At 70.2% G+C, this 23,631-nt stretch carries 22 protein-coding genes, 1 tRNA gene and 1 pseudogene; 14 read left to right on the top strand and 10 right to left on the bottom strand.

Annotated elements, in window-relative coordinates; all coding sequences use genetic code 11:
- Positions 1-15: 15 nt before the first annotated feature.
- The 4 genes from ACYVGQ_RS01410 to ACYVGQ_RS01395 are packed head-to-tail and all read right to left on the bottom strand — an operon-like array spanning position 16 to position 2,193.
- On the bottom strand, positions 16-246 hold the full coding sequence (locus ACYVGQ_RS01410; protein ID WP_460782706.1) for a helix-turn-helix domain-containing protein: 231 nt from the start codon (positions 244-246) through the stop codon (positions 16-18).
- Positions 243-986: a hypothetical protein gene (locus ACYVGQ_RS01405; RefSeq protein WP_460782705.1), complete on the bottom strand. Its 744-nt coding sequence runs from the start codon at positions 984-986 to the stop codon at positions 243-245. The genes ACYVGQ_RS01410 and ACYVGQ_RS01405 overlap by 4 nt, the downstream gene beginning before the upstream one ends.
- On the bottom strand, positions 986-1,588 hold the full coding sequence (locus tag ACYVGQ_RS01400) for a hypothetical protein (protein ID WP_460782704.1): 603 nt from the start codon (positions 1,586-1,588) through the stop codon (positions 986-988). The genes ACYVGQ_RS01405 and ACYVGQ_RS01400 overlap by 1 nt, the downstream gene beginning before the upstream one ends.
- Entirely contained in the window at positions 1,588-2,193 is a 606-nt protein-coding gene (locus ACYVGQ_RS01395; RefSeq protein WP_460782703.1) for a hypothetical protein, read from the bottom strand. The genes ACYVGQ_RS01400 and ACYVGQ_RS01395 overlap by 1 nt, the downstream gene beginning before the upstream one ends.
- A gap of 271 nt (positions 2,194-2,464) precedes the next feature.
- Here ACYVGQ_RS01395 and ACYVGQ_RS01390 point away from each other — a divergent pair, with 271 nt between their 5' ends.
- From ACYVGQ_RS01390 to ACYVGQ_RS01375, 4 genes are all read left to right on the top strand, one after another.
- Positions 2,465-4,993, top strand: coding sequence for an ATP-dependent Clp protease ATP-binding subunit (locus tag ACYVGQ_RS01390; RefSeq protein WP_460782702.1), 2,529 nt, complete (start codon positions 2,465-2,467; stop codon positions 4,991-4,993).
- A gap of 226 nt (positions 4,994-5,219) precedes the next feature.
- Positions 5,220-5,717, top strand: a complete 498-nt coding sequence (locus ACYVGQ_RS01385; RefSeq protein ID WP_460782701.1) for an amino-acid N-acetyltransferase — start codon at positions 5,220-5,222, stop codon at positions 5,715-5,717.
- Positions 5,717-6,364 carry a hypothetical protein gene (locus tag ACYVGQ_RS01380; protein ID WP_460782700.1) on the top strand — a complete coding sequence of 216 codons (648 nt, stop codon included), beginning with the start codon at positions 5,717-5,719 and terminating at the stop codon, positions 6,362-6,364. Before ACYVGQ_RS01385 ends, ACYVGQ_RS01380 begins: the two co-directional genes overlap by 1 nt.
- A 220-nt stretch (positions 6,365-6,584) precedes the next feature.
- Positions 6,585-7,001, top strand: coding sequence for a dehydrogenase (locus tag ACYVGQ_RS01375; RefSeq protein WP_460782699.1), 417 nt, complete (start codon positions 6,585-6,587; stop codon positions 6,999-7,001).
- A 7-nt stretch (positions 7,002-7,008) separates the two neighbouring features.
- Here the strand turns inward: ACYVGQ_RS01375 and radA are convergent, their stop codons facing one another.
- Positions 7,009-8,373, bottom strand: a complete 1,365-nt coding sequence (gene radA, locus ACYVGQ_RS01370; protein ID WP_460782698.1) for a DNA repair protein RadA — start codon at positions 8,371-8,373, stop codon at positions 7,009-7,011.
- A gap of 89 nt (positions 8,374-8,462) precedes the next feature.
- Between radA and ACYVGQ_RS01365 the strand changes: the two genes are divergently transcribed.
- Positions 8,463-9,092, top strand: a complete 630-nt coding sequence (locus ACYVGQ_RS01365; RefSeq protein WP_460782697.1) for a helix-turn-helix transcriptional regulator — start codon at positions 8,463-8,465, stop codon at positions 9,090-9,092.
- Here ACYVGQ_RS01365 and ACYVGQ_RS01360 read toward each other — a convergent pair whose 3' ends face one another.
- Positions 9,093-9,869: a hypothetical protein gene (locus tag ACYVGQ_RS01360; protein ID WP_460782696.1), complete on the bottom strand. Its 777-nt coding sequence runs from the start codon at positions 9,867-9,869 to the stop codon at positions 9,093-9,095.
- 102 nt (positions 9,870-9,971) lie between these two features.
- On the opposite strand from ACYVGQ_RS01360, the gene ACYVGQ_RS01355 reads away from it, so the two are divergent.
- The 8 genes and pseudogenes from ACYVGQ_RS01355 (at position 9,972) to ACYVGQ_RS01320 (ending at position 20,080) form a co-directional block, all read left to right on the top strand.
- Positions 9,972-11,018, top strand: a complete 1,047-nt coding sequence (locus tag ACYVGQ_RS01355) for a hypothetical protein (protein WP_460782695.1) — start codon at positions 9,972-9,974, stop codon at positions 11,016-11,018.
- 264 nt (positions 11,019-11,282) lie between these two features.
- A tRNA-Ser gene (locus tag ACYVGQ_RS01350) sits at positions 11,283-11,373 on the top strand.
- A 166-nt stretch (positions 11,374-11,539) separates the two neighbouring features.
- A complete protein-coding gene (locus ACYVGQ_RS01345) occupies positions 11,540-12,742 on the top strand; it encodes an ATP-binding protein (protein ID WP_460782694.1) in 1,203 nt (400 codons plus the stop codon).
- Positions 12,739-12,957: pseudogene (locus ACYVGQ_RS01340) on the top strand (tetratricopeptide repeat protein); the annotation flags it as partial. The gene ACYVGQ_RS01345 and the pseudogene ACYVGQ_RS01340, both read left to right, overlap by 4 nt.
- A 90-nt stretch (positions 12,958-13,047) precedes the next feature.
- Entirely contained in the window at positions 13,048-13,932 is an 885-nt protein-coding gene (locus ACYVGQ_RS01335) for a hypothetical protein (protein ID WP_460783906.1), read from the top strand.
- A 135-nt stretch (positions 13,933-14,067) separates the two neighbouring features.
- Positions 14,068-14,793: a hypothetical protein gene (locus ACYVGQ_RS01330; protein ID WP_460782693.1), complete on the top strand. Its 726-nt coding sequence runs from the start codon at positions 14,068-14,070 to the stop codon at positions 14,791-14,793.
- Between the two features lie 11 nt (positions 14,794-14,804).
- On the top strand, positions 14,805-18,725 hold the full coding sequence (locus ACYVGQ_RS01325; RefSeq protein ID WP_460782692.1) for a Pls/PosA family non-ribosomal peptide synthetase: 3,921 nt from the start codon (positions 14,805-14,807) through the stop codon (positions 18,723-18,725).
- Positions 18,722-20,080 (top strand): M1 family metallopeptidase, encoded by a 1,359-nt coding sequence (locus ACYVGQ_RS01320; RefSeq protein ID WP_460782691.1) that lies wholly within the window; start codon positions 18,722-18,724, stop codon positions 20,078-20,080. The genes ACYVGQ_RS01325 and ACYVGQ_RS01320 overlap by 4 nt, the downstream gene beginning before the upstream one ends.
- Here ACYVGQ_RS01320 and ACYVGQ_RS01315 read toward each other — a convergent pair.
- Positions 20,040-20,624, bottom strand: coding sequence for a 4'-phosphopantetheinyl transferase family protein (locus tag ACYVGQ_RS01315; protein ID WP_460782690.1), 585 nt, complete (start codon positions 20,622-20,624; stop codon positions 20,040-20,042). The genes ACYVGQ_RS01320 and ACYVGQ_RS01315 overlap by 41 nt on opposite strands.
- Positions 20,625-20,710: 86 nt before the next feature.
- Here ACYVGQ_RS01315 and ACYVGQ_RS01310 point away from each other — a divergent pair, with 86 nt between their 5' ends.
- Positions 20,711-21,979 (top strand): hypothetical protein, encoded by a 1,269-nt coding sequence (locus ACYVGQ_RS01310; protein ID WP_460782689.1) that lies wholly within the window; start codon positions 20,711-20,713, stop codon positions 21,977-21,979.
- Here ACYVGQ_RS01310 and ACYVGQ_RS01305 read toward each other — a convergent pair.
- From ACYVGQ_RS01305 to ACYVGQ_RS01295, 3 genes are read right to left on the bottom strand one after another with little or no spacing between them, the layout of a single operon-like run.
- Positions 21,863-22,351, bottom strand: a complete 489-nt coding sequence (locus tag ACYVGQ_RS01305) for a hypothetical protein (RefSeq protein WP_460782688.1) — start codon at positions 22,349-22,351, stop codon at positions 21,863-21,865. The two genes, ACYVGQ_RS01310 and ACYVGQ_RS01305, sit on opposite strands and share 117 nt — an antisense overlap.
- Positions 22,348-22,902, bottom strand: a complete 555-nt coding sequence (locus ACYVGQ_RS01300) for a hypothetical protein (protein WP_460782687.1) — start codon at positions 22,900-22,902, stop codon at positions 22,348-22,350. Before ACYVGQ_RS01300 ends, ACYVGQ_RS01305 begins: the two co-directional genes overlap by 4 nt.
- Positions 22,899-23,561 (bottom strand): hypothetical protein, encoded by a 663-nt coding sequence (locus ACYVGQ_RS01295; protein WP_460782686.1) that lies wholly within the window; start codon positions 23,559-23,561, stop codon positions 22,899-22,901. Before ACYVGQ_RS01295 ends, ACYVGQ_RS01300 begins: the two co-directional genes overlap by 4 nt.
- Positions 23,562-23,631: the final 70 nt, after the last annotated feature.

Here is a 23,631-nt window from a genome sequence, read left to right as displayed (position 1 = left end):
ACAGGGGGCACACCCCTACGCCAGGACCAGCAGCTCTCCGACCTCGCACTCCAGGGCGTCGCAGATCGCGCGCAGCGTCGAATAGCGGATCGCCCTGGCCCTGTCGTTCTTCAGGACCGACAGGTTCACGATGCTGACGCCGACACGGGCGCTCAGCTCGGTGAGCGTCATGCCGCGCGCCGCGAGCAGCTCGTCCAGCCGGCAGTGGATGCCGGTGAACTCGTCCTCGGACTCCGCCGGGCTCATACCAATCCCTCGGTGTCCCGCTGCAGAGCCTCATGCTCCCGCTGTAGACGCATCCCCTGGCGGAACACCGCGGCCAGGGCGGCAAGGCCCAGCGCGCCGACGAACGGCAGCGGGGTCACCGTGAGGCGAAATCCCCAGGGGTGCCACTCCGATCCTTCGGGGAACGCCTCGCGCAGCGCCACCGTGGCGGCGACCGAGCCGAGCAGGTCGGCGGCGAACCCCAGCACCAGCACCGCCACGGCCCCGGCCGTCAGAACCCGTGTCACGGTGCGCGAGAACGTGCGTCCGCGCAGCGTCTGGAAGCAGATCGCCGCGAACATCGCGGCGGGGACGGTCGTGAAGGCCAGCGTGCAGAGCTGAGCGGTGCCGGCCAGGATCCTGAGCCCGAGGGACGCCCCGCCGACCGTGAACTGCGAGAGGTCCTCGCCGCTGCACGTCAGCATGTTCGCCGCGCCGGCGTCCGAGCACGGGATGCCCTCGGGCCAGGGCAGCCAGACGGAGGTCGCCCCGTTCAACTCCGCCCAGTCCGTCGCGAACACCTTCACGACGATGATCACGGCGCCGACAGCGGACAGCAACAGCCACCAGCTCGACACGGTGAGCGCCGCGTCGAGGGCGATCGTCCTGCTCCCGCGCCGGCGACCGCGCCACACCACGAAGCCGACGATCACCGCGATCACGGCGAGAGCGATCCCGATGTTCGCCAGCGACTCCCACAGGCCGCCCGAGAAGCTGATCATCAGACGAGACCCTCCGCATCCTTCTGCAGCTCCGCCCCTCGGCGGAACACGAGCACGAGCATCCCGACCGCGATCGCGGCGACGAACAGCGGGACGGCGTCGCCGAACAGCGGCCAGCGGAACTCGTCGAACGCCGCGCCGAGAGCAGCGAACACACCGTTGAGTCCTATGTTCTCGAACCACACCGGCCCGAGGCCCGCCGCGAGCAGCCCGATCGACATCCCGAGCGTCAGGCGCGTGTTCACGCGGTCGAAGACGACGCCGCGCAGCAGCCGACGGCAGAGCACGACACCGAGCACGGCGACGGCGATCAGCAGTGCCGCACGCGCGACGATCGCGAGTACGAGGGAGATGACGCTCAGGTCGCTGACGTCGGGCACCGTGAGGATCGCCGAAGTCATGACGGCTTCCGCGCCGTCGCCGACGGCGACGTCCTGGGCGGGCACGCGCGTCGCGACGGTCACGGACCCCGCGGTCTGGAAGAGCTCGGCCAGGCGACGGATGCCGTCGTAGAGCAGCCATCCGATCGCGAGGAGGCCGACGACGATCGTCGTGTTGAGGTCGTTGCGGTCGCGCTGCTGCTGCAGCTTCGGGGATCTCATCACACCAGCCCTTCCGCGTCGCGCTGCAGATGGTGGCTGACGGCGAGGAGGATGCCGATCAGCAGGAGCAGCGCCGGCACCGCGAGGGCCATCCCATCGACGGTGAAGGCGAACGGCGCATCCGCGCCCAGCGGGCCGAGCTCGAGCGCCTCCGCGCCGGCGACGGCGCAGAGGAAGGGTGCGAACAGCGCGCCTCCGAACGTCACCGCCGCCAGGGCTCCGATCCCGATGGCCAGGCTCTGCCGGAACCGCTGCCGTGCGACCTGCCGCCCCGCGAAGAAGAGCACGGCCGTCACCGCCAGCGGGACGAGCGCCGACGTCACCGCCGCGCCGACCAGCGGCGCACGGACGGATGCCGGCGCGTCCGTCACCTCCACGTCGACGGCGGATGCGCTCGCCGTCACCTGGCCGCCCGAGAGCGCGCCCAGGGTCTCGGGCTGCGCGGGCAGGACGCCGGGAATGGACACGCTGTCCGCGAGAAGGATGTGCGACACCGAGAAGCCCAGTCCGGCGAGCGTCAGGGCGAGGGCGACGGCGGACAGCCAGCTGACGATCAGCACGGCCGCGCGATCGCGGTGATCGAGGGTGGCCTCCGTCATGCTCATGATCAACTCCTTATCGATATTCGTTGTTATCGATGATCATTAACATAACGACAGTCGATATGGCCGTCAAGGGGTGGCACGGTTCTTGGGGGTGCGCGGAAGGCTCGAGCGGGTCCATCGAGCCCGGCGGCGTCGCGCAGGGACGCCCGGCTATGCCCACGGCGAACATGGGCATACTGCATCGCGCCGGTCGTTACTCTCGATGTATCAACGCTTCGACCCCAGGCGTACCGGCAAGGCAGGCCAGCGGGGAACGAATCAAGGAGTGAACATGTTCGAGAGATTCACGGACCGAGCCCGTCGAGTGGTCGTCCTCGCCCAGGAAGAGGCGAAGATGCTCAACCACAACTACATCGGCACCGAGCACATCCTGCTCGGCCTCATCCACGAGGGCGAGGGCGTCGCCGCGAAGGCTCTGGAGTCCCTGGGGATCTCCCTCGACGCCGTGCGCGAGCAGGTGCAGGACATCATCGGTCAGGGGCAGCAGCAGCCGACCGGCCACATCCCCTTCACGCCGCGTGCCAAGAAGGTGCTCGAGCTGAGCCTGCGCGAGGCGCTGCAGCTCGGCCACAACTACATCGGCACCGAGCACATCCTGCTCGGCCTCATCCGCGAGGGCGAGGGTGTCGCAGCCCAGGTGCTCGTGAAGCTCGGCGCCGACCTGAACAAGGTCCGCCAGCAGGTCATCCAGCTGCTCTCCGGAGCACCCGGCCGCGAGCCGGCCGCCGTCGGCGCGCAGACCAACGACTCGCCCGCGGGAAACCAGGGCGGATCCCAGGTGCTCGACCAGTTCGGACGCAACCTGACGCAGGCCGCGCGCGACAACAAGCTCGACCCGGTCATCGGGCGCGAGAAGGAGGCGGAGCGGGTCATGCAGATCCTCTCCCGCCGCTCCAAGAACAACCCCGTCCTGATCGGCGAGCCCGGTGTCGGCAAGACCGCCGTCGTCGAGGGTCTCGCCCAGGCGATCGTCAAGGGCGATGTGCCCGAGACGCTGAAGGACAAGCAGCTCTACTCGCTCGACCTCGGCTCGCTCATCGCCGGCTCCCGCTACCGCGGCGACTTCGAGGAGCGGCTGAAGAAGGTCACCAAGGAGATCCGCACGCGCGGGGACATCATCGTCTTCATCGATGAGATCCACACCCTCGTGGGTGCGGGTGCCGCCGAGGGTGCGATCGACGCGGCCAGCATCCTGAAGCCGCTGCTCGCCCGCGGCGAGCTGCAGACGATCGGCGCGACCACGCTCGACGAGTACCGCAAGCACTTCGAGAAGGACGCTGCGCTCGAGCGCCGCTTCCAGCCGGTGCAGGTCAACGAGCCGAGCCTGCCGCACGCGATCAACATCCTCAAGGGGCTGCGCGACCGCTACGAGGCGCACCACAAGGTGCAGATCACGGACGGCGCGATCGTCGCGGCGGCGAACCTCGCCGACCGCTACGTCTCCGACCGGTTCCTGCCCGACAAGGCCATCGACCTGATCGACGAGGCCGGGGCGCGCCTGCGCCTCAGCATCCTCTCCAGCCCGCCCGAGCTGCGCGAGTTCGACGAGAAGATCGCCAAGGTCCGCGAGCAGAAGGAGCTGGCCAGCGAGGAGCAGGACTTCGAGAAGGCCGCGTCGCTGCGAGACGAGGAGAAGAGCCTGCTCGCCGAGCGGCTGCGTCTCGAGAAGCAGTGGCGCTCGGGCGATGTCGCCACCAAGGCGGTCGTCGACGAGGGCCTGATCGCCGAGGTGCTCGCCCAGGCGACCGGCATCCCGGTGTTCAAGCTCACCGAGGAGGAGTCCTCGCGGCTCGTCTTCATGGAGAAGGCCCTGCACCAGCGTGTCATCGGTCAGGAGGAGGCCATCGCGGCCCTCTCCCGCACGATCCGTCGCCAGCGCGCCGGCCTCAAGGACCCGAAGCGGCCCAGCGGCTCGTTCATCTTCGCCGGTCCCACCGGCGTCGGAAAGACCGAGCTCGCCAAGGCGCTCGCGGAGTTCCTCTTCGACGACGAGGGCGCGCTGATCTCGCTCGACATGAGCGAGTTCGGTGAGAAGCACACCGTCTCGCGGCTGTTCGGCGCCCCTCCCGGGTTCGTCGGCTTCGAAGAGGGCGGCCAGCTCACTGAGAAGGTGCGCCGGAAGCCGTTCAGCGTGGTGCTGTTCGACGAGATCGAGAAGGCCCACCCCGACATCTTCAACTCGCTGCTGCAGATCCTCGAGGAGGGCCGTCTCACCGACGGCCAGGGCCGGATCGTGGACTTCAAGAACACGGTCATCATCATGACGACCAACCTCGGATCCTCCGCGATCGCCGGAGGCCCGGTCGGCTTCCAGATCGAGGGCAACGCGCAGACCAGCTATGAGCGGATGAAGGGCAAGGTCGACGAGGAGCTGAAGCGCCACTTCAAGCCCGAGTTCCTCAACCGCGTCGATGACGTCATCGTCTTCCCGCAGCTGTCGAAGACCGAGCTCGTGCAGATCGTGGATCTGTTCGTCAAGCGTCTCGGCGACCGTCTGCTGGACCGCGACATGACGGTCGAGCTCACGCAGGCCGCCAAGGAGCGCCTCATCGAGGTCGGCTTCGACCCGGCGCTGGGCGCTCGGCCGCTGCGCCGCGCGATGCAGCGCGAGATCGAGGACCAGCTGTCCGAGAAGATCCTGCACGGCGAGCTGAACGCCGGCGACCACGTCAAGGTGGATGCCGAGGACGGCACGTTCCTGTTCGAGACCGGCCCGCGCGGCGAGAAGGTCTCGGTCGGGGTCAACACCGGCGGCGCCATCTCAGGAACTCCCGACCTGGCGGTCGCCAGCGGCGAGTGATCTGAACGAGAAGGGCCCGGATGCTTCGGCATCCGGGCCCGTCTCGTACTCAGGCCGGTGCGTTACGCGGGGAAACCCAGACCATCCGCGTGCGGACCGGCGTGTTTGGGCCCGACACGCCGGGCTTGAGGCCGGTCGGTCTGGGTTTCCCGATGGAGAGACGGGCGCGTGCAGTCGTCGCGCGCCGTCCAGGCGGTCCCGGGGTGCGCGTCCTAGGCTGGACGGCGTGAGTCACACGGTCCGCCCCGCGCGCAGCGCCGACATCCTCGGCATCCATCGCCTCCTGGAGCCGATGGTGGAGCGACGCATCCTGCTCGGCAAGGACCTCGCCGTGCTGTACGGCGCGACGCAGGAGTTCGTCGTGGCGGAGAGCGATGGAGAGCTCATCGGATGCGGTGCCCTGCACGTGATGTGGGAGGACCTCGGCGAGGTCCGCACCCTCCTCGTCCGCGACGACTGGCTGCACCGTGGCGTCGGCCGGGCGATCGTCGACGCCCTGGAGGAGCGTGCGATCGAGCTCGGGCTCAGCCGCCTGTTCTGCCTCACCTTCGAGGTGGACTTCTTCACCCGACGGGGCTTCTCGCCGATCGGCGAGCAGGTCGTCGATCCTGATGTCTACTCGCAGCTGCTGCGAAGCCCGGATGAGGGCGTCGCCGAGTTCCTCGACCTCGCCCACGTCAAGCCCAACACGCTCGGCAACACCCGGATGCTGAAGGTGATCTGATGGCACCACGGCAGTCCGCCGCCGTCTATCGCCGACGGCGTCTCGTGTTCGGCCTGGCGGCCCTGCTCGTCGTCGCCGTCGTCGCCGCTGCCGGATGGATTCTGATCGCGAGACCATGGGAAGGCGGGGAGAAGGAGCCGATCCGGACGCCGACCGCCGAGGATGTGGAGACGACGGCACCGCCGACGGACGATGCCACGGATACGCCGACGCCCGCCACCTCGGAGACGCCCGGGCTCGTCGTCTGTGAGGCGCCCGACATCCTCGTGGAGGCGACCACGGATGCCGAGGCATACGCCGACGGCGTGCTGCCGAAGCTGTCGATCTCGTTGACGAACAACGGCGCCGACGACTGCACCATCAACGTCGGGACGACGACGCAGCAGTTCGTGATCACGAGCGGTGCGGACACCTGGTGGCGTTCCACCGACTGCCAGGAGAACCCGAGCGATCAGATCGCGACGCTGAAGGCGGGCGAGACCGTCACGAGTGCGGAGCCCGTGGTGTGGGATCGCACCCGGTCGAGCGTCGACACCTGTGACGACGGGAATCGGCCGAGGGCGCCGGGCGGGGGAGCCTCATATCACGTGGCCGTCTCGATCGGCGGGTTCGACAGCATGGCCACCAGGCAGTTCATCCTGAACTGAGGAACATATCGCCGAACCCGTACGGGGCTGACACGAGCAGTATTTTGGGATACCATTGAAACGGTTCTCCGGACTATTCGGTGATCATGCCATCCCCAGTGGCGTCGACTTCAGCGTCCCCAGCGCTTCGACATCCGCCGGAGGAGAACCCGAGGGCCCTCTCGAGTACCCCAGTCCCCAATGGAGGACTCGAGAGGGCCCCTTTTCGTAAGCTGGACGCATGGCACGCAAGAAGACCGCGAAGAAGAAGCCGGCACCTGAGGAGTTCCGCTCGGAGGCGCTCGCCCTCGCGCTCGAGAAGCAGGACATGGCGGCGGTCGCCCTGGCCCTGCGCAACGGGACGACCGTCGTCCCGCTGATCTCGCCCGGCGCCCGCGACAATCCCCTCGACAGCGGCGAAGTGTGGACCTACCGCGACCCGGCCTCGGGCGACGTCGCGCTGCTGCTCTTCAGCGATGCCAAGAACAAGCCGGCCAATCTCCCGCCCGGCGTCGGCATCTACTCGGCCGAGTGGCTGCGCGGGTTCCTCAGCAAGCACGCGGATGCCGTGACGACGGTCTTCCTGGACATCGCCGGCCCCCATCCCATGCAGGCGCCGCCGGCCGAACTGCTGAAGGCTCTCGAGATCGCCCGCTGAGCTGTCCTCAGAACGGCGGGATGTCATCGTTCGGGCGTTGGCGGCCGGCGCGTGCGCGGACGTCGTCGAGTGCGGCGCGCAAGGTGCCGGAGCGCTCGTCGACGACCTGCACATAGCCGAGCCGGGCCGCCTCGCTGCGCCGCTGGGCGGCCTGGGTCACCGGCCGGACCTCACCGGCCAGGCTCAGCTCGCCGACGGCGGCAACCGTCCGCGGCACCGAGTTCTGACGGACCGATCCGGCGACCGCGATGGCGATGGCGAGATCTGCGGCCGGCTCGGTGAACCGGACCCCGCCGACCGTCGACACGTAGACGTCCAGCTTGCCGACGGGGATGCCCGCGCGGCGTTCCAGGATCGCCAGGACCATCGCCACGCGTGAGGCGTCGAGCCCGTGCACGACCCGGCGCGGGTTCGGCCCTGAAGCGGCGATCGTGAGCGCCTGCACCTCGACGGGAAGCGCTCGCCGACCCTCCATCGCGATCGCGACGCAGGTGCCGGGCTCCGCCGCGCCCTGGGAGAGGAACAGGCCGGAGGGGTCGGGCACCTCGACGATGCCGTCTCCGGACATCTCGAAGCATCCGACCTCGTCCGTCGGGCCGAAGCGGTTCTTGAGGGCGCGCACGAACCGCAGGGAGGTCTGGCGATCGCCCTCGAAATGGCAGACGACGTCGACGAGATGCTCCAGCACGCGCGGGCCGGCGACCTGGCCGTCCTTGGTCACGTGCCCGACGAGGACGATCGGGAGGTCGCGCTCCTTGGCGATGCGGATCAGCGTCGCCGCGACCTCGCGCACCTGACTGGGCTGACCCGCTGCTCCGTCGATCAGGGAGGAGGCGACGGTCTGCACGGAGTCCACGATCACGAGCTCCGGCCGAACCTCGTCGATGTGCCCGAGAATCGTAGCGAGGTCGGTCTCGCTCGCGAGGAAGAGCTCGTCGTGGAGTGCGCCGGTGCGCTCGGCGCGCAGGCGCACCTGCCCCGGCGACTCCTCGGCACTCGCGTAGAGGACACGGCGCCCGGCCTTCGCGGAGGCGGCGGCGACCTCGAGCAGCAGCGTGGACTTGCCCACTCCCGGCTCCCCGCTGAGCAGGATCGCCGCCCCGGGCACGATTCCGCCGCCGAGCACGCGATCGAACTCCGCGACCCCGCTCGTGCGTCGCGGCGCCTCTGCGGTGGAGATCTGCGTGATCGGACGGGCGCCGACCGACGGAGCCTGCGCCGTCACCTGCGGACGGGCGATGCCCACCGCGGCGGTCTGCTCGACGACGGTGCCCCACTGCTGGCATTCGCCGCAGCGGCCCACCCACTTCGCGGCGGTCCACCCGCACTCCGTGCAGACGAACGCCGGGGGTGCGGGACGGGTCTTTGCCATACAGCAAGGCTAGTCGCGGCATCCGACACCGTGATTATTCACGGCCCCGCACCCGGCGGACGATCAGCCGGATCGGACACAATGAGAGCATGGCGACCGGCAGGCCCGTGTACGGGCCCATCTCGAGCTACTCCCGGGTGCAGATCCTGCACCTGGTGCAGTCCCGCGCCGGGCGATCGATCCAGGAGCTCTGCGATGCCACTGGATTGCACGCCAACACGGTCCGCGAGCATCTCCAGCGCCTGATGGAGGGCGGCTACGTGATCTCCGAGGTCGAGCACCGCGCCACCCGCGGACGACCGCGCACGCTCTACAGCGCGGCGACGGGAGCCCCCGATGCGTCCAGCCCCGTGGCTCGTCGGAAGGTCACGGCCGCCGCGCGCCGCGGAGACCTGCTGCGCCGCGTGATGCCGGGCACGGCATCCGATCTCGGCCCGCAGGCCACGTACCAGCTCGACGCTCTCGTCGAGCACCTCGAGGAGAGCGGCTTCGAGCCGGTCGTGGACGACGGCGCCCTCACCGTGGATCTCACCCCCTGCCCGCATGCGGCGGGGCGTCCCGAGCACCGTCCGGTGCTGTGCGCCGTGCATCTGGGGTTGATGCAGGGCATCCTGACGGAGGCCGGGGGGCCGCTCGTCGCCGCCTGCGTCCTGGCGGCCGAGCGGCCCGAGGAGTGCACGATCCGTCTCGCGATGGCCGGCGACCTCGCGCGGGCCTGATCAGCCGTACAGCGGGACGGGTGGCTCCATCGTCACGCCCGCGGCCTCGAACGCCCGCCTGCGCTCCTCGATCCGTCGATGCAGCTCGACCTGCGCGTCGTCGATGGTCTCCTGGTCCAGGGGCGCGCCGGGGAAGCGGGCGTCGCCGTGGTGCGCGGCGATGAAGGCGTCCAGCTCGGGACCGGACGTCCACGAGGTGATCAGCGCGTAGCGCGGGGCGGAGCCGCGGTGCCACACGGCATGCCAGAAGCGCTGGGTGTCGACGAGGATGCGGGATCCCTCCGGCAGCGGAAGGCGGACCTCGGTGGCGGGGTCGAAGCGGTCCTCGCGGAGGATCAGCAGCGAGTCGGCGTCGTCGGTGAGGTTGAGGAAGCCGCGGACCACCCAGCCCGTGCCCTCCTCGTTCAGGCGGTTGTTGTCGTCCTGATGGAGGTTGTAGACCGCGTCGCCGTAGGTGTTCGGCTGCAGCTCGATGACCCGGCAGCGTCCGATGTTCGCCCCCGGCTCCTTCGCGAGCGCGACGAGCGTCGGCGCGATGTCGGTCTGCCCGCTCACCCAGACCCCGTCCTTGTCGGTGCGCGGAGGGGTGTGGTTCCAGAAGCCGTTGCACTCCACGTCGCCGGCGTAGCTGGCCAGCGGAGCGAACCGGGTGATGCCGGACGAGCGCCAGCCGACGTACTCCAGACCCTGCCATTCGGCGGGATCGATGCGGCGCTCCTCGCGGTCGAGCACGACGTAGCCCGTCTCCTGCAGAGCGGATGAGGTCACGAAGTCCATGAGTGCGCTCCTCTCGGCATGCGTTTAGGACATCCTAACTTGGAGTCCGGATGCTGCGCAGGGGATGCACCGGGGATATTCCGGCGGGGCTACCCTGGGTGCATGACTCAGGTGCAGGGCGCCCTCCTGGTGGGCAGCGTGAACTACGACGACGCCGAGACGACGATGCGGGCGGCGGCCTCGCTGCTCGGCGACCGGCTCAAGCGCATCCCGGACGGCGAGGTCGGCAAGCGGTTCCACTGGATCATGTTCCAGCCCGACGTGCTGGGCGAGGCGGACGGTCTCGAGCGGATCGGCGACGAGCCGATCCCGTTCAAGGCGGGTCTGGACGCGCGCCCGCTGCGGATCGCCGATGGCGTGGACGCAGAGACGATCCAGCTTCCGCCGCTCGGGTACGCAGCCGCGGCGATCGAGTCCTACGCCGTCTTCGCCCGCCTGCGCGACGAGGGCGTCATCCCGACGGGCATCCGCTTCCAGGTGTCGCTGCCGACCCCTGTCGCCATCGTGTCGTCGTTCTTCTTCGGCGACGATCGCGCCGCCATCGAGCCGGTGTACGCGGCAGCGCTGCGCGGCGAGGTGGAGGCGATCCTGGGGGGGATCCCGCACGAGCATCTCGCGATCCAATGGGACGTCGCCAGCGAGATGGGGATCATCGAGCGCGCGTCCGGCTACGGCGCCGTGATGGACGCCTGGTGGCCGGGCGAGCCCTCCGACGGCCTGGTCTCGCGCCTGGCTGCGCTGGTGGACATCGTGCCCGCTGACGTCGAGGTCGGCGTGCACCTCTGCTACGGCGATGCGGGCGAGAAGCACTTCTTCGAGCCGGCGGATGCCGCGAACCTGGTCCGCTACGCGAACGCCGTCGTCGCGGCGTCGTCGCGGAGGATCACCTGGCTTCACCTGCCCGTCCCGATCGCGCACGACGACGAGGCGTACTTCGCGCCGCTGGCGGGGCTGGCCTACGACGGCGAACTGTATCTCGGTCTCGTGCACCGCGAGGACGGGGCCTCAGGCGCCGAGCGCCGGATCGCGGCTGCGTCGAAGTTCGCGCCGGTGTTCGGCGTGGCGACGGAGTGCGGCATCGGCCGCGCGCCGGAGGGATCGACCGAGGGCATCCTGCGCACTCACGCGGAGGTCGCCGCGGCCTGGTGAGGCCGGCGGCCGGCGAGACTTCCCTTGCCGGATGAGGCTGCGTCTGGGTGGCGTCGTCTCATCCGGCAAGAGAAGTCTCATGGTGGTTAAACGCGCGGCGCCTGGCGCGTGGCCGCGCGGGCGCGTGCGCCGAGAAACCACCTCCAGCGGCGAGAAACCACTGCGACGGTGGTTTCTCGACGCCGAAGTGGTTTCTCGCGGGGCGACGGGGTGGAGCGGGGCGCGGATTAGCGCGGACGGCGCCGGTCGCGTAAGCTGTTCGGCGGTGACGTGTCCGAGCGGCCGAAGGTGCAACTCTCGAAAAGTTGTGTAGGGTAACCCCCTACCGTGGGTTCAAATCCCACCGTCACCGCCATGAAAACCCCTGTTCATCAGGGGTTTTCGTTTTGCGGTAGGCGGTTGGAGGCATCCGAGAACAGCCCTCACTCCTTCACTCCCACGATGCCGCTGGACTTGTGGGATCTCTCCCGACTTTCACGTCGCAATAGGATTGCGGCGTGAAGGATACCCTCGTCGAAGCGATGCTGCGTGCGGTGACGAACGCGCCAGAGGACATGGCGCTGCGGCTTCATGCGGTGGAACTGCTCGTCGAACGCGGCCTGCTCGCGGAAGCGATCCCGCACCTCGGCATCCTGCTCGCCGCAGACCCGTCCAACGGTCGGGCGCTCGAACTCATGCGATGGGCGCTCGCCGGCGGCTCGCGGCCCAGCGAGCACGACGCACCGCCGGTCGATGCGGTCGGGGCCGGTTCGGGTTATGACTGGGGCGCAGCCGAAGAGCAGGTGGCGGACATCGTCGGCCCTGCTTTCGTCGAGTCTGCGCCATCCGGCACGTCCCCCGTTGAACCGGAGGCGGAGCGCCCGACGCTCACGCTGGCGGACGTCGGCGGCATGGAGCAGGTGAAGGATCGTCTGACGGCCTCGTTCCTCGCTCCTTTACGAAACCCGGAGCTACGCCGCTTGTACGGGAAGCGGCTTCGTGGGGGCCTGCTCCTCTACGGGCCGCCGGGATGCGGGAAGACCTATCTCGCGCGGGCGCTCGCCGGCGAACTCGGTGCGTCGTTTCTCACGCTGCAGCTCACGGATGTGCTCGATCCGTTCCTGGGCGTGAGCGAGCAGAACCTGCATGAGCAGTTCCAGCGTGCCCGGCGCCATGCCCCTTGCGTGATCTTTCTCGACGAGGTGGATGCTCTCGGACAGCGCAGGACCGGAATGGGCTCCACGCCGATGCGCGGAGTGGTCGCCCAGCTGCTCGAGGAGCTCGACGGCATGTCCGCAGGGGGCAACGAGGGCGTCTACATTCTGGCTGCGACCAATCAGCCGTGGGATGTCGATCCGGCGCTTCGCCGGCCCGGTCGGCTGGACCGGATGGTGCTCGTCCTTCCCCCCGACCAGCCCGCGCGGGAGGCGATCTTCCGCACGCATCTGCGTGATCGTCCCATCGAGGGTGTCGACGTCGTCGACCTCGCCCGCCGCACAGAGGGATATAGCGGGGCGGATATCGCCCATATCTGCGAATCGGCGACGGAGACCGCTCTGCTCGACAGCGTCCATACCGGCGAGACACGCCATATCCGGATGAGCGATCTGCTCGACGCCGTCAACACCGTCCGCTCCTCGATAGGCGACTGGTTGACGTCCGCACGGAATATCGCCCTGTTCGGCAACAGCGGCGGCATGTACGACGACCTCAAGGACTACCTGAAGCGCACGAGGCGCCTATGAGCCCTTCGGGAGGCGATCCGGCTCTTGCAGAAGCGCTCCTGGACGCAGGTCAGCCGCAGAGAGCGAAGGACGTGGCATTACGTGTCTTGTCCTCCGAGCCGCACGATTCGCGTGCTCGATTGATACTCGCTCGGGCCTTGGAGCGACTCGGCGAGGGTAAACAGGCGCGAGGGCATCTCCGGGGACTCCTCGCAGAGGACCCGGAGAACACGGACGCTCTGCGTCTCTTCGCACTCAGTGCGGTCGAGTCCGCCCGGCCCTGGGAAGGATTGGACGCGGCGAAGCGTGCACTACGGATCGAACCCATGGCGTGGCAGAGCCACACCACCCTCGCACTCGCAGACGCCATGGTGAACGGGAGAGACGCATCGGATCGTGCGCTCGCGGCTGCCCGAAGAGGGATCGAGCTCGCCCCCGACATTGCGTACACGCATCATGTGCTCGGTCACGTCCACCTGCTGATCGGCCGATACCGGGCCGCGGAGCATGCCTTGCGCGTCGCGCTGTCGATGGCACCGAACGATCCGTACACACTGCAGCTGCTCGGTCTGACGCTCGAACGGCGGGGCAGGACGGCCGCCGCGATGAGTCTGTTCGCAGGTTTGGCCGGCTCGGAACCTTCGAACGGACTGCACCTCCAGAACCTTCTGGCGGTGTTGAGGAAATGGATTCTGATCTTCGTCGGGGCCACGCTCGTCTGGACAGTCCTCCTGGGGTTCTGGGCGGCCGTCGCGGTCTTCGCCTACCCGGATGATGTCCCCTCTCGCGTCGCATACTTCGTCGTTGTGCTTCTGATACCGCTGGCTGCTTCCACCGCCGCGCTGCTGTTCATGGTGCGGTTTCGGGGCGATCTCCGCGCGCTGGTCACGGTGATGCTTGCGGATGCGCCGCTTTATGCCGTGGTCGCCGTGTTGCTCGGGGTCGGGTATGTCCTCCTTCTCGCGGGCAGCTTTCTCGATGGTGCGTTTTTCGGGCCCGTGATGCTCGCTGTCGCCGCAGTGTTCATCAGCGTCATCGTGATCACTCTTGTGGCGCTTCTCAAGGGTGCGCCCCCGCTCCCGCCACCGTCGGATCATGACCTCATCGAGAAGAGCGTCGGGCTGGTGGAGTCGGACGCATGGTGGCGTCTGGGGGCGCGGCGCCCGAACGCAGATGCCTTATGGGGAAAGCCGTCCAAGGGTCCCTTCTGAGTCCGTGCATCCGTGCGGCGATGGAACGAGGCCTCTCCGAGATCGCGGGGTTTGATTGCCGTTCACCCGCCTTCGCTATGGTCTGGGCGTTCACTCTCGGTCGCTGTGGCGGCCGACCGGATGATGAGGACTCCCATGGCGAAGAAGACCAGCGCGCAGAAGACGGCTGAGGCGGCGGTCGACGCCGCCGCGGCTGCCGCGAAGGATGCGAAGAAGCTCAGCAAGCAACTCCCCAAGAAGGACGCCAAGAAGCTGAAGAGCCTCGCCGAAGAAGCCAAGGACGCGGCTGACGTCTCCAAGAAGAGGCTCGCGGACAAGCCCAAGAAAGTCGCCAAGGTCGCGAACGAGGCGACGGAGCGGGTCGAGAAGGCGGTCTCCAAGATCGCCGCCAAGGCGAAGGCCGAGGAGAAGGCGGCCGCGAAGAAGGCCGCTGGGGCCAAGTCGTCGAAGAAGGATGCCGGGAAGACGTCGAAGAAGACCGGGTCCGCCGAGGCGGCCTCTACGACGGCCGAGGAGAAGGCTCCGCGTGCGAAGGCATCGAAGAGGACTCCTTCCGAGAAGACGTCGAAGGAGTCCTCAGCGGAGGGGACGAAGTCGGCCCCCGAACAGCCCGTGGCATCCGTGTCTGCGGAACCCGTGCAGGAGCAGACCGAGCCGGCCGTGACCGGCGCGGTCGAGACCACGTCTGTCGTGGCCAAGGCTCCCGCGCGAAAGGCTCCCGCGCGTACGGCAATCACGGACACGGCATCCGACCTCTCCGCGCTCACCGTCGCCGCGCTCCGCACCCGCGCGCGGGCTGAGGGGCGCACGGGCTACTCCCGCCTCAGCAAGGCGCAGCTGATCTCCCTCCTCTCCTCCTGATCGGGGCTCCCGTGCAGGAAGGATACGATCGGAGCCCCCTGGCTCCGGCGCCGCGCACCCTCATCGACATCCTCCGCGACACGGCGACGCGGCATCCGGAGGCCTCCGCGATCGAGGACCCCGATGGCGCGCTCAGCTACGCCGAGCTCCTCGCCCGCGTGAACGTGACGGCCGCACGCCTCGTGGAGCAAGGGGTCCGCCGCGGCGACCGCGTCGGCGTGCGGATGCCGTCGGGAGAGCGCGCCCTCTACGTGTCGATCCTGGCGATCCTCGCCGCCGGCGCGGCCTACGTCCCTGTCGACGCCGATGATCCGCAGGAACGCGCCGATCTCGTCTTCGGCGAGGCGCAGGTGCGCGGCGTCATCGTCGGGGGCGGGGTGTACCGGCCCGCCTCTACCGAGGGCGGGGCCGAGGGAGCGATCCTCGAGACGCCCGACCCGCATCCGAGCACGATGGCGACCGTGATCGTGCCGCCGCCCGAGATCGACGATGACGCCTGGATCATCTTCACCTCGGGCTCCACCGGAACGCCCAAGGGCGTCGCGGTCTCGCACCGCTCCGCCGCGGCGTTCGTCGACGCCGAGGCGCGGCTGTTCCTGCAGGATGCCCCGCTCGGCCCAGGCGACCGCGTGCTGGCCGGCCTCTCGGTCGCCTTCGACGCCTCCTGCGAGGAGATGTGGCTGGCCTGGCGGCACGGCGCGTGCCTCGTGCCGGCGCCCCGCGCTCTGGTGCGCTCCGGCGAAGACCTCGGCCCCTGGCTCGTCGGACATGGGATCACGGTCGTCTCCACCGTCCCGACCCTCGCGGCGCTCTGGCCGCAGGACACGGTCGAGAACGTGCGCCTGCTCATCTTCGGCGGTGAGGCCTGCCCGCCAGAGCTCGTCGCGCGCCTCGTCGGCGACGGACGAGAGCTCTGGAACACCTACGGCCCGACCGAGGCCACCGTCGTCGCCTGCGCCGCCCTCCTCGATGCCGGGGGACCGGTGCGCATCGGCCTCCCGCTGGACGGCTGGTCCCTCGCGGTCGTGGATGCCGAGGGGCAGCCGGTCGCGGACGGCGAGGTCGGCGAGCTCATCATCGGCGGCGTCGGACTCGCCCGCTACCTCGACCCTGCCAAGGACGCGGAGAAGTACGCCCCCATGCCGTCGCTCGGCTGGGAGCGCGCCTATCGCTCAGGCGACATGGTCCGCGCCGATCCTGCGGGGCTGCTCTTCCAGGGCCGCGTCGACGACCAGGTCAAGATCGGCGGTCGACGCATCGAGCTCGGCGAGGTCGAATCGGCGCTGCAGGCCGTCGACGACGTCACCGCCGCCGCCGTCGCGGTGCGCAGGACGGATGCCGGCATCGCCCTCCTCGTCGGCTACGTGGTCCCCGCGGAGGGCTTCGACAGGCAGCGCGCCCGCGCCCAGCTCGCCGAAGCCCTGCCCGCCCCGCTCATCCCGCTCCTCGCCGTCGTGGAGGATCTTCCGATCCGCACCTCGGGGAAGGTCGACAAGGCCGCCCTCCCGTGGCCGCTGCCGGATGCCGGCGCCGGCGACTCCGCCCTCTCCGGGGCCGCGGCCTGGCTCGCCGAGCAGTGGTTCGCCGTCCTCGGCACCCGGCCGAACGCGGAGGACGCCGACTTCTTCCAGCTCGGCGGCGGCTCGCTCGCCGCGGCGCAGCTCGTCTCCCGCATCCGCACCAGGGCTCCCGAGTTCACGATGGCCGACGTCTACGATCTGCCGCGGTTGAAGCAGATGGCGGATGCCGTGGAGGAGGAGGCGGACGAGGAGGAACCTCGTGCCTACAGCGAGGCGCGGCCGACCCCGCGCCGGATGCAGTGGGTGCAGACCCTCCTCGGCATCCCGCTGTTCATCCTCTCCGGCGCTCGCTGGCTCACCTGGCTGCTCACCGCGAGCTGGCTGCTGCGGCTCGTGCCGGGCTTCGAGTTCCTTCCCGACGCGCCAGGGTGGGTGATCGTCGTGGGCCTCGTGCTCTTCGCGACGCCGTTCGGGCGGATGGCCATCGCCGCCGTCGCGGCGCGCCTGCTGCTGGCCGGCGTCCGCGGGGGCGACTATCCGCGCGGCGGCGGCGTGCATCTGCGGCTCTGGCTGGCCGAGCAGATCGCGCAGCAGGTGGACGCCGTCGGCCTCGCCGGAGCTCCCTGGGTGATCGCCTACGCACGGGCACTGGGCGCGAGGATCGGCAGGGACGTCGACCTGCACTCCCTCCCGCCCGTGACCGGCATGCTGCACATCGGCGACGGCACCTCCGTGGAGCCCGAGGTCGACCTCGCGGGCTACTGGATCGACGGCGACACCGTCCGCATCGGGGAGATCCGGATCGGCTCCGAGGCCACGATCGGAGCGCGGAGCACGCTCGCCCCCGGAGCGAAGATCGGCCGCGGCGCCGAGATCGCCCCAGGGTCCGCCGTCTTCGGCAGGGTGCGCGCCCGTCAGCGCTGGGCCGGCTCGCCCGCGGTCAGGGTCGGCGGCGCCTCGAAGCCCTTCGCCCCGACGGCGCCGCCCTCACCCCGCCGCTGGCTGTGGGCCTACGGCGCCTCCTCGGCGCTGCTCGGCCTGCTGCCCTTTGTGGCCTTCGCCGCCGGCGGTCTCGTGCTCGCCGCAGGCGTCCGCGGCGCCGCCTCGCTCGGCGCCGCCGTCGCGCCTCTGCTCGCCTGGCTCGTGCCCGCCGTGCTCCTGACCGGGGTCGTGTTCGCCGGCGTCGTCGTGCTGTGCGTTCGCCTGCTCGCGATCGGCATGACCGAGGGCGTGCACCCGGTGCGCGGCAGGGTCGCCTGGCAGGCGTGGACGACGGAACGGCTGCTGGACTCCGCGCGCACCCTGCTGTTCCCGATCTACTCCAGCCTGTTCACGCCGATCTGGCTGAGGCTGCTGGGCGCCCAGGTCGGCCGCGAGGTGGAAGCCTCCACCGTCCTGCTCATCCCCGGCATGACCACGATCGACGACGGGGCGTTCCTCGCCGACGACACGATGGTGGGCACCTACGAGCTCAGCGGCGGATGGATGCGCCTGGCCAGGGCGCGGATCGGCAAGCGCGCTTTCCTGGGCAACTCAGGACTCGCCGCCGCCGGCCACCGCGTGCCGAAGGACGGTCTGATCGCCGTGCTCGCCGTCGCCCCGGAGAAGTCCAAGCCGGGCTCCTCCTGGCTCGGCTCGCCGGCGGTCCGCCTGCGTCGCGTCGTGAACGACTCCGACCTGGAGCGCACCTACCGGCCGCGTCCCGCTCTCCGGCTCGCGCGCGCCCTCTGGGAGATGTGCCGGATCGTCCCGGTCGTCCTCACCTGCGCGCTCGGCCTCGCCGTGCTCCTCAGCCTGGCATGGCTCCTCGAGACGGCGGGGCTGTTCGCAGCGGTCGTGCTCTCCGGCGTGGTGCTCCTGGTCGCAGGGGCCGTCGCGGCAGCCTCGACGACCGCGGCGAAGTGGGCGTTCGTCGGACCGATCCGCTCCGGAGAGCATCCGCTGTGGTCGAGCTTCGTGTGGCGCACCGAGGTGGCGGACACGTTCACCGAGATGGTCGCCGCGCCGTGGTTCGCGAATGCGGCAGCCGGCACTCCGGCTCTCGTCGTGTGGCTGCGCACCCTCGGCGCGCGGATCGGGACCGGCGTCTGGACCGACAGCTACTGGCTTCCGGAGCCCGATCTCGTCCACCTCGGAGACGGCGCCACCGTCAACCGCGGTTGTGTGGTTCAGACCCATCTGTTCCATGATCGGGTCATGAGCATCGACACGGTCACGCTGGAATCCGGCGCGACGCTCGGCCCGCACTCCGTCGTGCTGCCGGCGGCCACGATCGCCGCCGACGCCACCGTCGGGCCGGCATCCCTGGTGATGCGGGGCGAGACGGTCCCGACGGGGAGCAGGTGGAGCGGGAACCCGATCGGCCCCTGGCGCGCTGTGAAGGTCCGCGCATACCAGGCGGCGGACGGATGAGCGCGGACCCGTACATCCCGCAGGCCGGCGACGCGCGGATCCGCGTCGAGCACTATGCGCTGGATCTCGAGTACCAGCTCTCCGCCAACCGGCTCAGCGCCACCGCCCTCCTCGACGTGCGCATCGAGGAGGAGACCAGCGCGCTCTGGCTCGATCTCGTAGGGCTCCGGGTGCGGAAGGTGCGCGTCGACGGACGGCCCGAAGCGCGCTTCACGCAGACGGACCGGAAGGTGAAGATCGCCCTCGGCGGCGCCGTCGCCGTGGGCGAGATCGTGCGCGTGCGCGTCGACTACGCGGGGACGCCGTCGCCACGCCGCACCCGCTGGGGCGCCCTCGGCTGGGAGGAGCTCGAGGACGGTCTGCTCATCGCCTCGCAGCCCACCGGGGCGCCCACCTGGTTCCCCTGCAACGACGTGCCCTACGACAAGGCGACCTACACGGTGCGCATCGCGACCGATCCCGGCTACACGGTGGTCGGCTCCGTCCCGGCGACCCGACGGACCGAGCGGGGGCGGGCGGTGTGGGCCTTCGACATCCCCGTCCCGACGGCGACGTATCTCATGACGCTGCAGATCGGCCCGTACGTCGAGGAGCGGATGCCGCTGGGCGATGTGCCAGGCCGCGTGTTCTTCCCCCGGGCGCTCGCCGCCAGGGTGCATGCCGATCTGGAGGATCTGCCGCGCATGATGGCGGTGTTCGAGGAGGCCTTCGGGCCGTACCCGTTCACCGACTACACCGTCGTCGTCACCCCTGACGACCTGGAGATCCCGCTCGAGGCGCTGGCCTCGGCGATCTTCGGCGCCAACCACATCGACGGCGAGCACGGCCTCGAGCGCCTCATCGCGCATGAGCTCGCGCATCAGTGGTTCGGCAACAGCGTCGGTCTCGCCCGCTGGCAGGACATCTGGCTCAACGAGGGCTTCGCCTGCTATGCGGAGTGGATCTGGTCGGAGGCCGCCGGGGGGCCGAGCGCGCACGCGAGGGCGCTCGCGCACCATGCCAGGCTGGCGGACCTCGCGCAGGATCTCGTGGTCGCCGATCCGGGCCCGGATGCGATGTTCGACGACCGGGTCTACACGCGCGGTGCGCTGACGCTGCATGCGCTGCGGCTCACGATCGGCGATGAGGCGTTCTTCGCCGTGCTGCGCGACTGGACGTCCGCGCACGCCTATGCGACGGGGACGACGGCTGCCTTTCTCGCGCTTGCCGCGCAGCACAGCGAGCAGTCTCTCGCGGAGCTGTTCGGGAGCTGGCTGGACGAGGAGGCGCTTCCCGAGCTCCCCGCGGGTCCTGCGGGGGAGAAGGCCGCCGTGCTCACCGGCCCGATCCTGGGCGGGGATCGATCGCGACGCTGATCAGGAAGCCGGCCGGCGCCGAGACTGCGGCGGCCTCGAGCACCCTGCCGCCTGGCAGCAGAACACGCTCGCCGCCGGGGAGGATCGATCCGTCCGATCCGCTACGACGCACCTCTCCCGGTGGTACGCGCAGGCCGCGACCATCGGCTTTGACCGCCGCCTCGATGACGGTCCAGCCCCGCACGTCCGGCGGCGGATCGGGTGCGAACAGGGCCGCCAGGCCGGTCAGCGGTCCGGCGGACGCGGGCTCGACGTCGACACCGACGGCACCGGCGTCCGTGCTGCGGGCGACGGCTACGACCGCGACGCCCTCCGCGTAGCTGAGGCTCACGACGGCCCGTTCCGAGACGGTGTAGGGACGTCCGTGATCGGCGGATCCGCAGTGCGCGCAACGGCGCGCGATGCGGGTGTCGCCCTCGCCGAGCTCCCTGAGAAGCGCGCCGAGCAGCTCCCGTCCGAGGAGTGAGCGTGCCGCGGGATCCGGCGCGGGGGCCCACGCGAGGACGACCGGCCCGCACGCGGCGCGACCGGGAAGGACTGCCATGCACGCTCCCTTCCCACCGTGCGACCCACCGGATCCGATGCGGCCGATGACGACGGATCGATCCCGCCCCACGGTACCGTGAAGGCATGACGCAGGCCCTCCGGACGTTCGGGCGCATCCTCGCCCGGCACTGGCCCGCCCTCATAGCCTGGTACCTGGGCGGCGAGGCGGTGCACAGACTCGTGCTCCAGCTCGCCGGCGTCGTCGGCGGGTACACCACGCTCGGCGGGCTCCTGATCCTGCCGCTCGCGGTCGCGGCCCGGCTGATCTCCTACGTCGCGATGTACCTCAGTGTCCGTCCCTCGCTGCCGAACGCGGCGCTCGCCGAGCCCGGCGGCTATCGGGAGTTCGGCGGCGCCGTCCTCGTCTCGGTCCTGCCGTTCTTCGCGTTCTACGCGGCCTGGGGGATGCTGGACGCCGACCGGAACGCATTCTTCACCATCGCCAGCAGCATCGCACTCGCCGATTCCGGGTACGGTGCGGAGGAGATCGGGGATCGCGGCGGATTCGTCTCCGTCGGCGCGCTGTCCGTCACGGTGCTCGTGATCGCCCTGGCGATCCGGCTCGCGCTGGCGAGGCTCCAGCATCGGCTGCCCGCCTGGACGCACGCGGTCGCGACCTACACCGAGGTGCTCTGGACGTTCATGCTGTTCACCCTCGTCGGGCAGTGGTGGTCGGGGGTGCAGGACTGGCTCGGACAGCGTGCCGGTGCGAGCTGGCTGCGCGGGATCGGAGACTGGTTCGCGGCGAACCTCGCGCCTGTCGCTGTCGTCTGGGAGGCCGGGGTGTGGATCGTCGGCATCCTCATCGCCGTGCTCGTGGTTCCCGCCGCCTGGCTGACCGTGGCAGGGGTGATCTACGGGACGAGCTTCGACATCGGCTCGCGCCTCGGTCAGTGGAGCGACTCCGCGCTGCGGGGCACCGCGCGATCGCTGGCCCGCACGCTGGTGATGCGGCTGGAGAGCCTGTGGGCCGCCGTCGCCGTGATCTGGCGAGGCGGGCCGGTGCTCTTCGGCGTGGCGGCGCTCGCCTATGCGCTCTGGGCGCTCCTGGAGCGCGCCGGCTCCCGCGGCGTGCTCCAGCTCGTCGGCGGGCACGATCCGGAGTTCTGGGATGCGTTCCTCCCGCTGATCCTCGTCGCGATCGCGGCGGTCGTCGAGCCGCTGCGGGTCGCCCTGGTGGCGACCGCCTACGACGCGGTCGTCGGGCGGCCGGAGGCGGGGCTGGATGCCGGGATGTCAGGGCTCGACGGCGAACCGGAAGACGACGTCGTCCTCTCCGGGGATGTCCAGCACGAACGGGCCATCGGCGTTCTCGGGGATGAGGAAGACCGCGAGGATCTCGTAGGGCGCTGACTCCTCCTGGCAGTACGGCGCGCCGGCGTCGTATGGTACGTCCAGCTCGGTGTGCGCGTCCAGCCAGGTCCGCCCGCCGTCGGCCTCGGACAGCCGGAACTCGCCGCACAGCGCCGCGTCCGGACCTCCGGAGGAGTGCAGGCGGATGCTGACGGACCGCGCCCCCTCCGGCGCGGCGAACTCGTCCCAGCGCGCCGCCCGGTACCGGAGCTCCTGGCCCGCGACCTCGACGTCCCCCTCGGCCCGGACGACCGTCACGCGCTCCTGATCGGCGACCGGCAGGATGTCGAGCCAGAGAGAGACCCCGACCACGGCGATCACCGTGAACAGGAGCGCGCTCAGGGCGATCCGCTGACTGCGCAGCCACGTCATGACGTCCCCGCCAGCGTCGGCTCGAGGATCTCCACGGTGCTCTCGCGGGGCAGCCCTTCGAGGGAGAGCGGGAGGACGATCACGTCGTCCAGCCGTGGCGTCGCATAGGGGAGGGACAGGCGCAGGTCGGCGTCTCCGGCGTCCAGCCCGTCCGGCAGCTCGAAGGCCAGCATCCCCGTCGTGTCGATGCCGACCCGCAGATCCGTGCGGACCAGGGAGGTGGACGGACGCTCGCTCGCGAGGAACTCGCGGCCGTCGATCACGAGCTTCGCGAGCTCGAGGGTCGCGTCCGCCTCGGTCTCGGGCGCGGACACGACCACGGTCACGACGAGCCAGTTGCCGTCCGCCGCCCACGCGCCGTCCTCGGTGCTGACGCGGTCGGCGAGCACGGCATCCTGCAGCTCGGCGACGAGCGTTCGCGAGGTGACCGTCTCGCCGCCGCGGATGAGGAATGCCCCGCGGAGCGCGTCCGGCGCCGGCGTGAGGGCCGTCACGGTGCCGGCGGCCACGACGAGGGCCGCTCCGGCGATCCAGGGCAGCGATCTCCTCATGCCGCGCCGCCCAGGTCGATCCGGGCGACCAGCCCCGCACGTCGCCAGGTGACGACGTCGGACGCGAGGATGATCTGGCCGCTCTGCGCCACGGCGTCGTAGACGTCCAGCTGCACGCCCTCCTCGGCGACGTCGGCCTCGGAGACGGGCCAGGCGATCCTGACCTCGGCCGGGACGGAGGGCTGCAGGATGACCGATCCGGCCGAGCCGTCGTCCCGCCACACGGCGGCGCTCGACGTGGGCTCCGCGCCGGAGAGCGCCAGCAGCGGCTCTGCGACGTTGACCAGCCGCGAGGAGATTCGGTCCGCCGCGTTGTCCACGCCGACGGCGCGATCGGAGAGGTTCTCCATCCGCATCGTGACGACGAGCAGCGTCTCGCCGGGGTCGGCCTCCAGGAACTCCTCCTCGACGGCGTCGGCGAACTCCACGTCCAGCACCGTCACCGCATACGTCGAGAGGCGGACCTCCGTACCGAGGGCGACGGGCTCCGGCACCGACTCCGTCTCGTCGAGACCGCCGGTGACGACCAGGACTGTGAGGCACGCCGCCATCGCTGCGATCGTGATCCACGCGGGCAGCGCGCGCCTGCTGAACAAGGTCCGCAGGGCACTGGACACGGCGCTGCTCGCGCTGCGCCCCGCCCCTCGCACGTCGATCACGAGGCCAGCCTATGGCGTAGTGCTACAGTTCCCGTGTGTCCCTGACGTGTCGTTGTTGTCGCTGAGCGCT

Source organism: Microbacterium tumbae (assembly GCF_054780175.1).
Note: the sequence above shows the minus strand (reverse complement) of the source record. Positions and strands in the feature narration are given on the sequence as shown.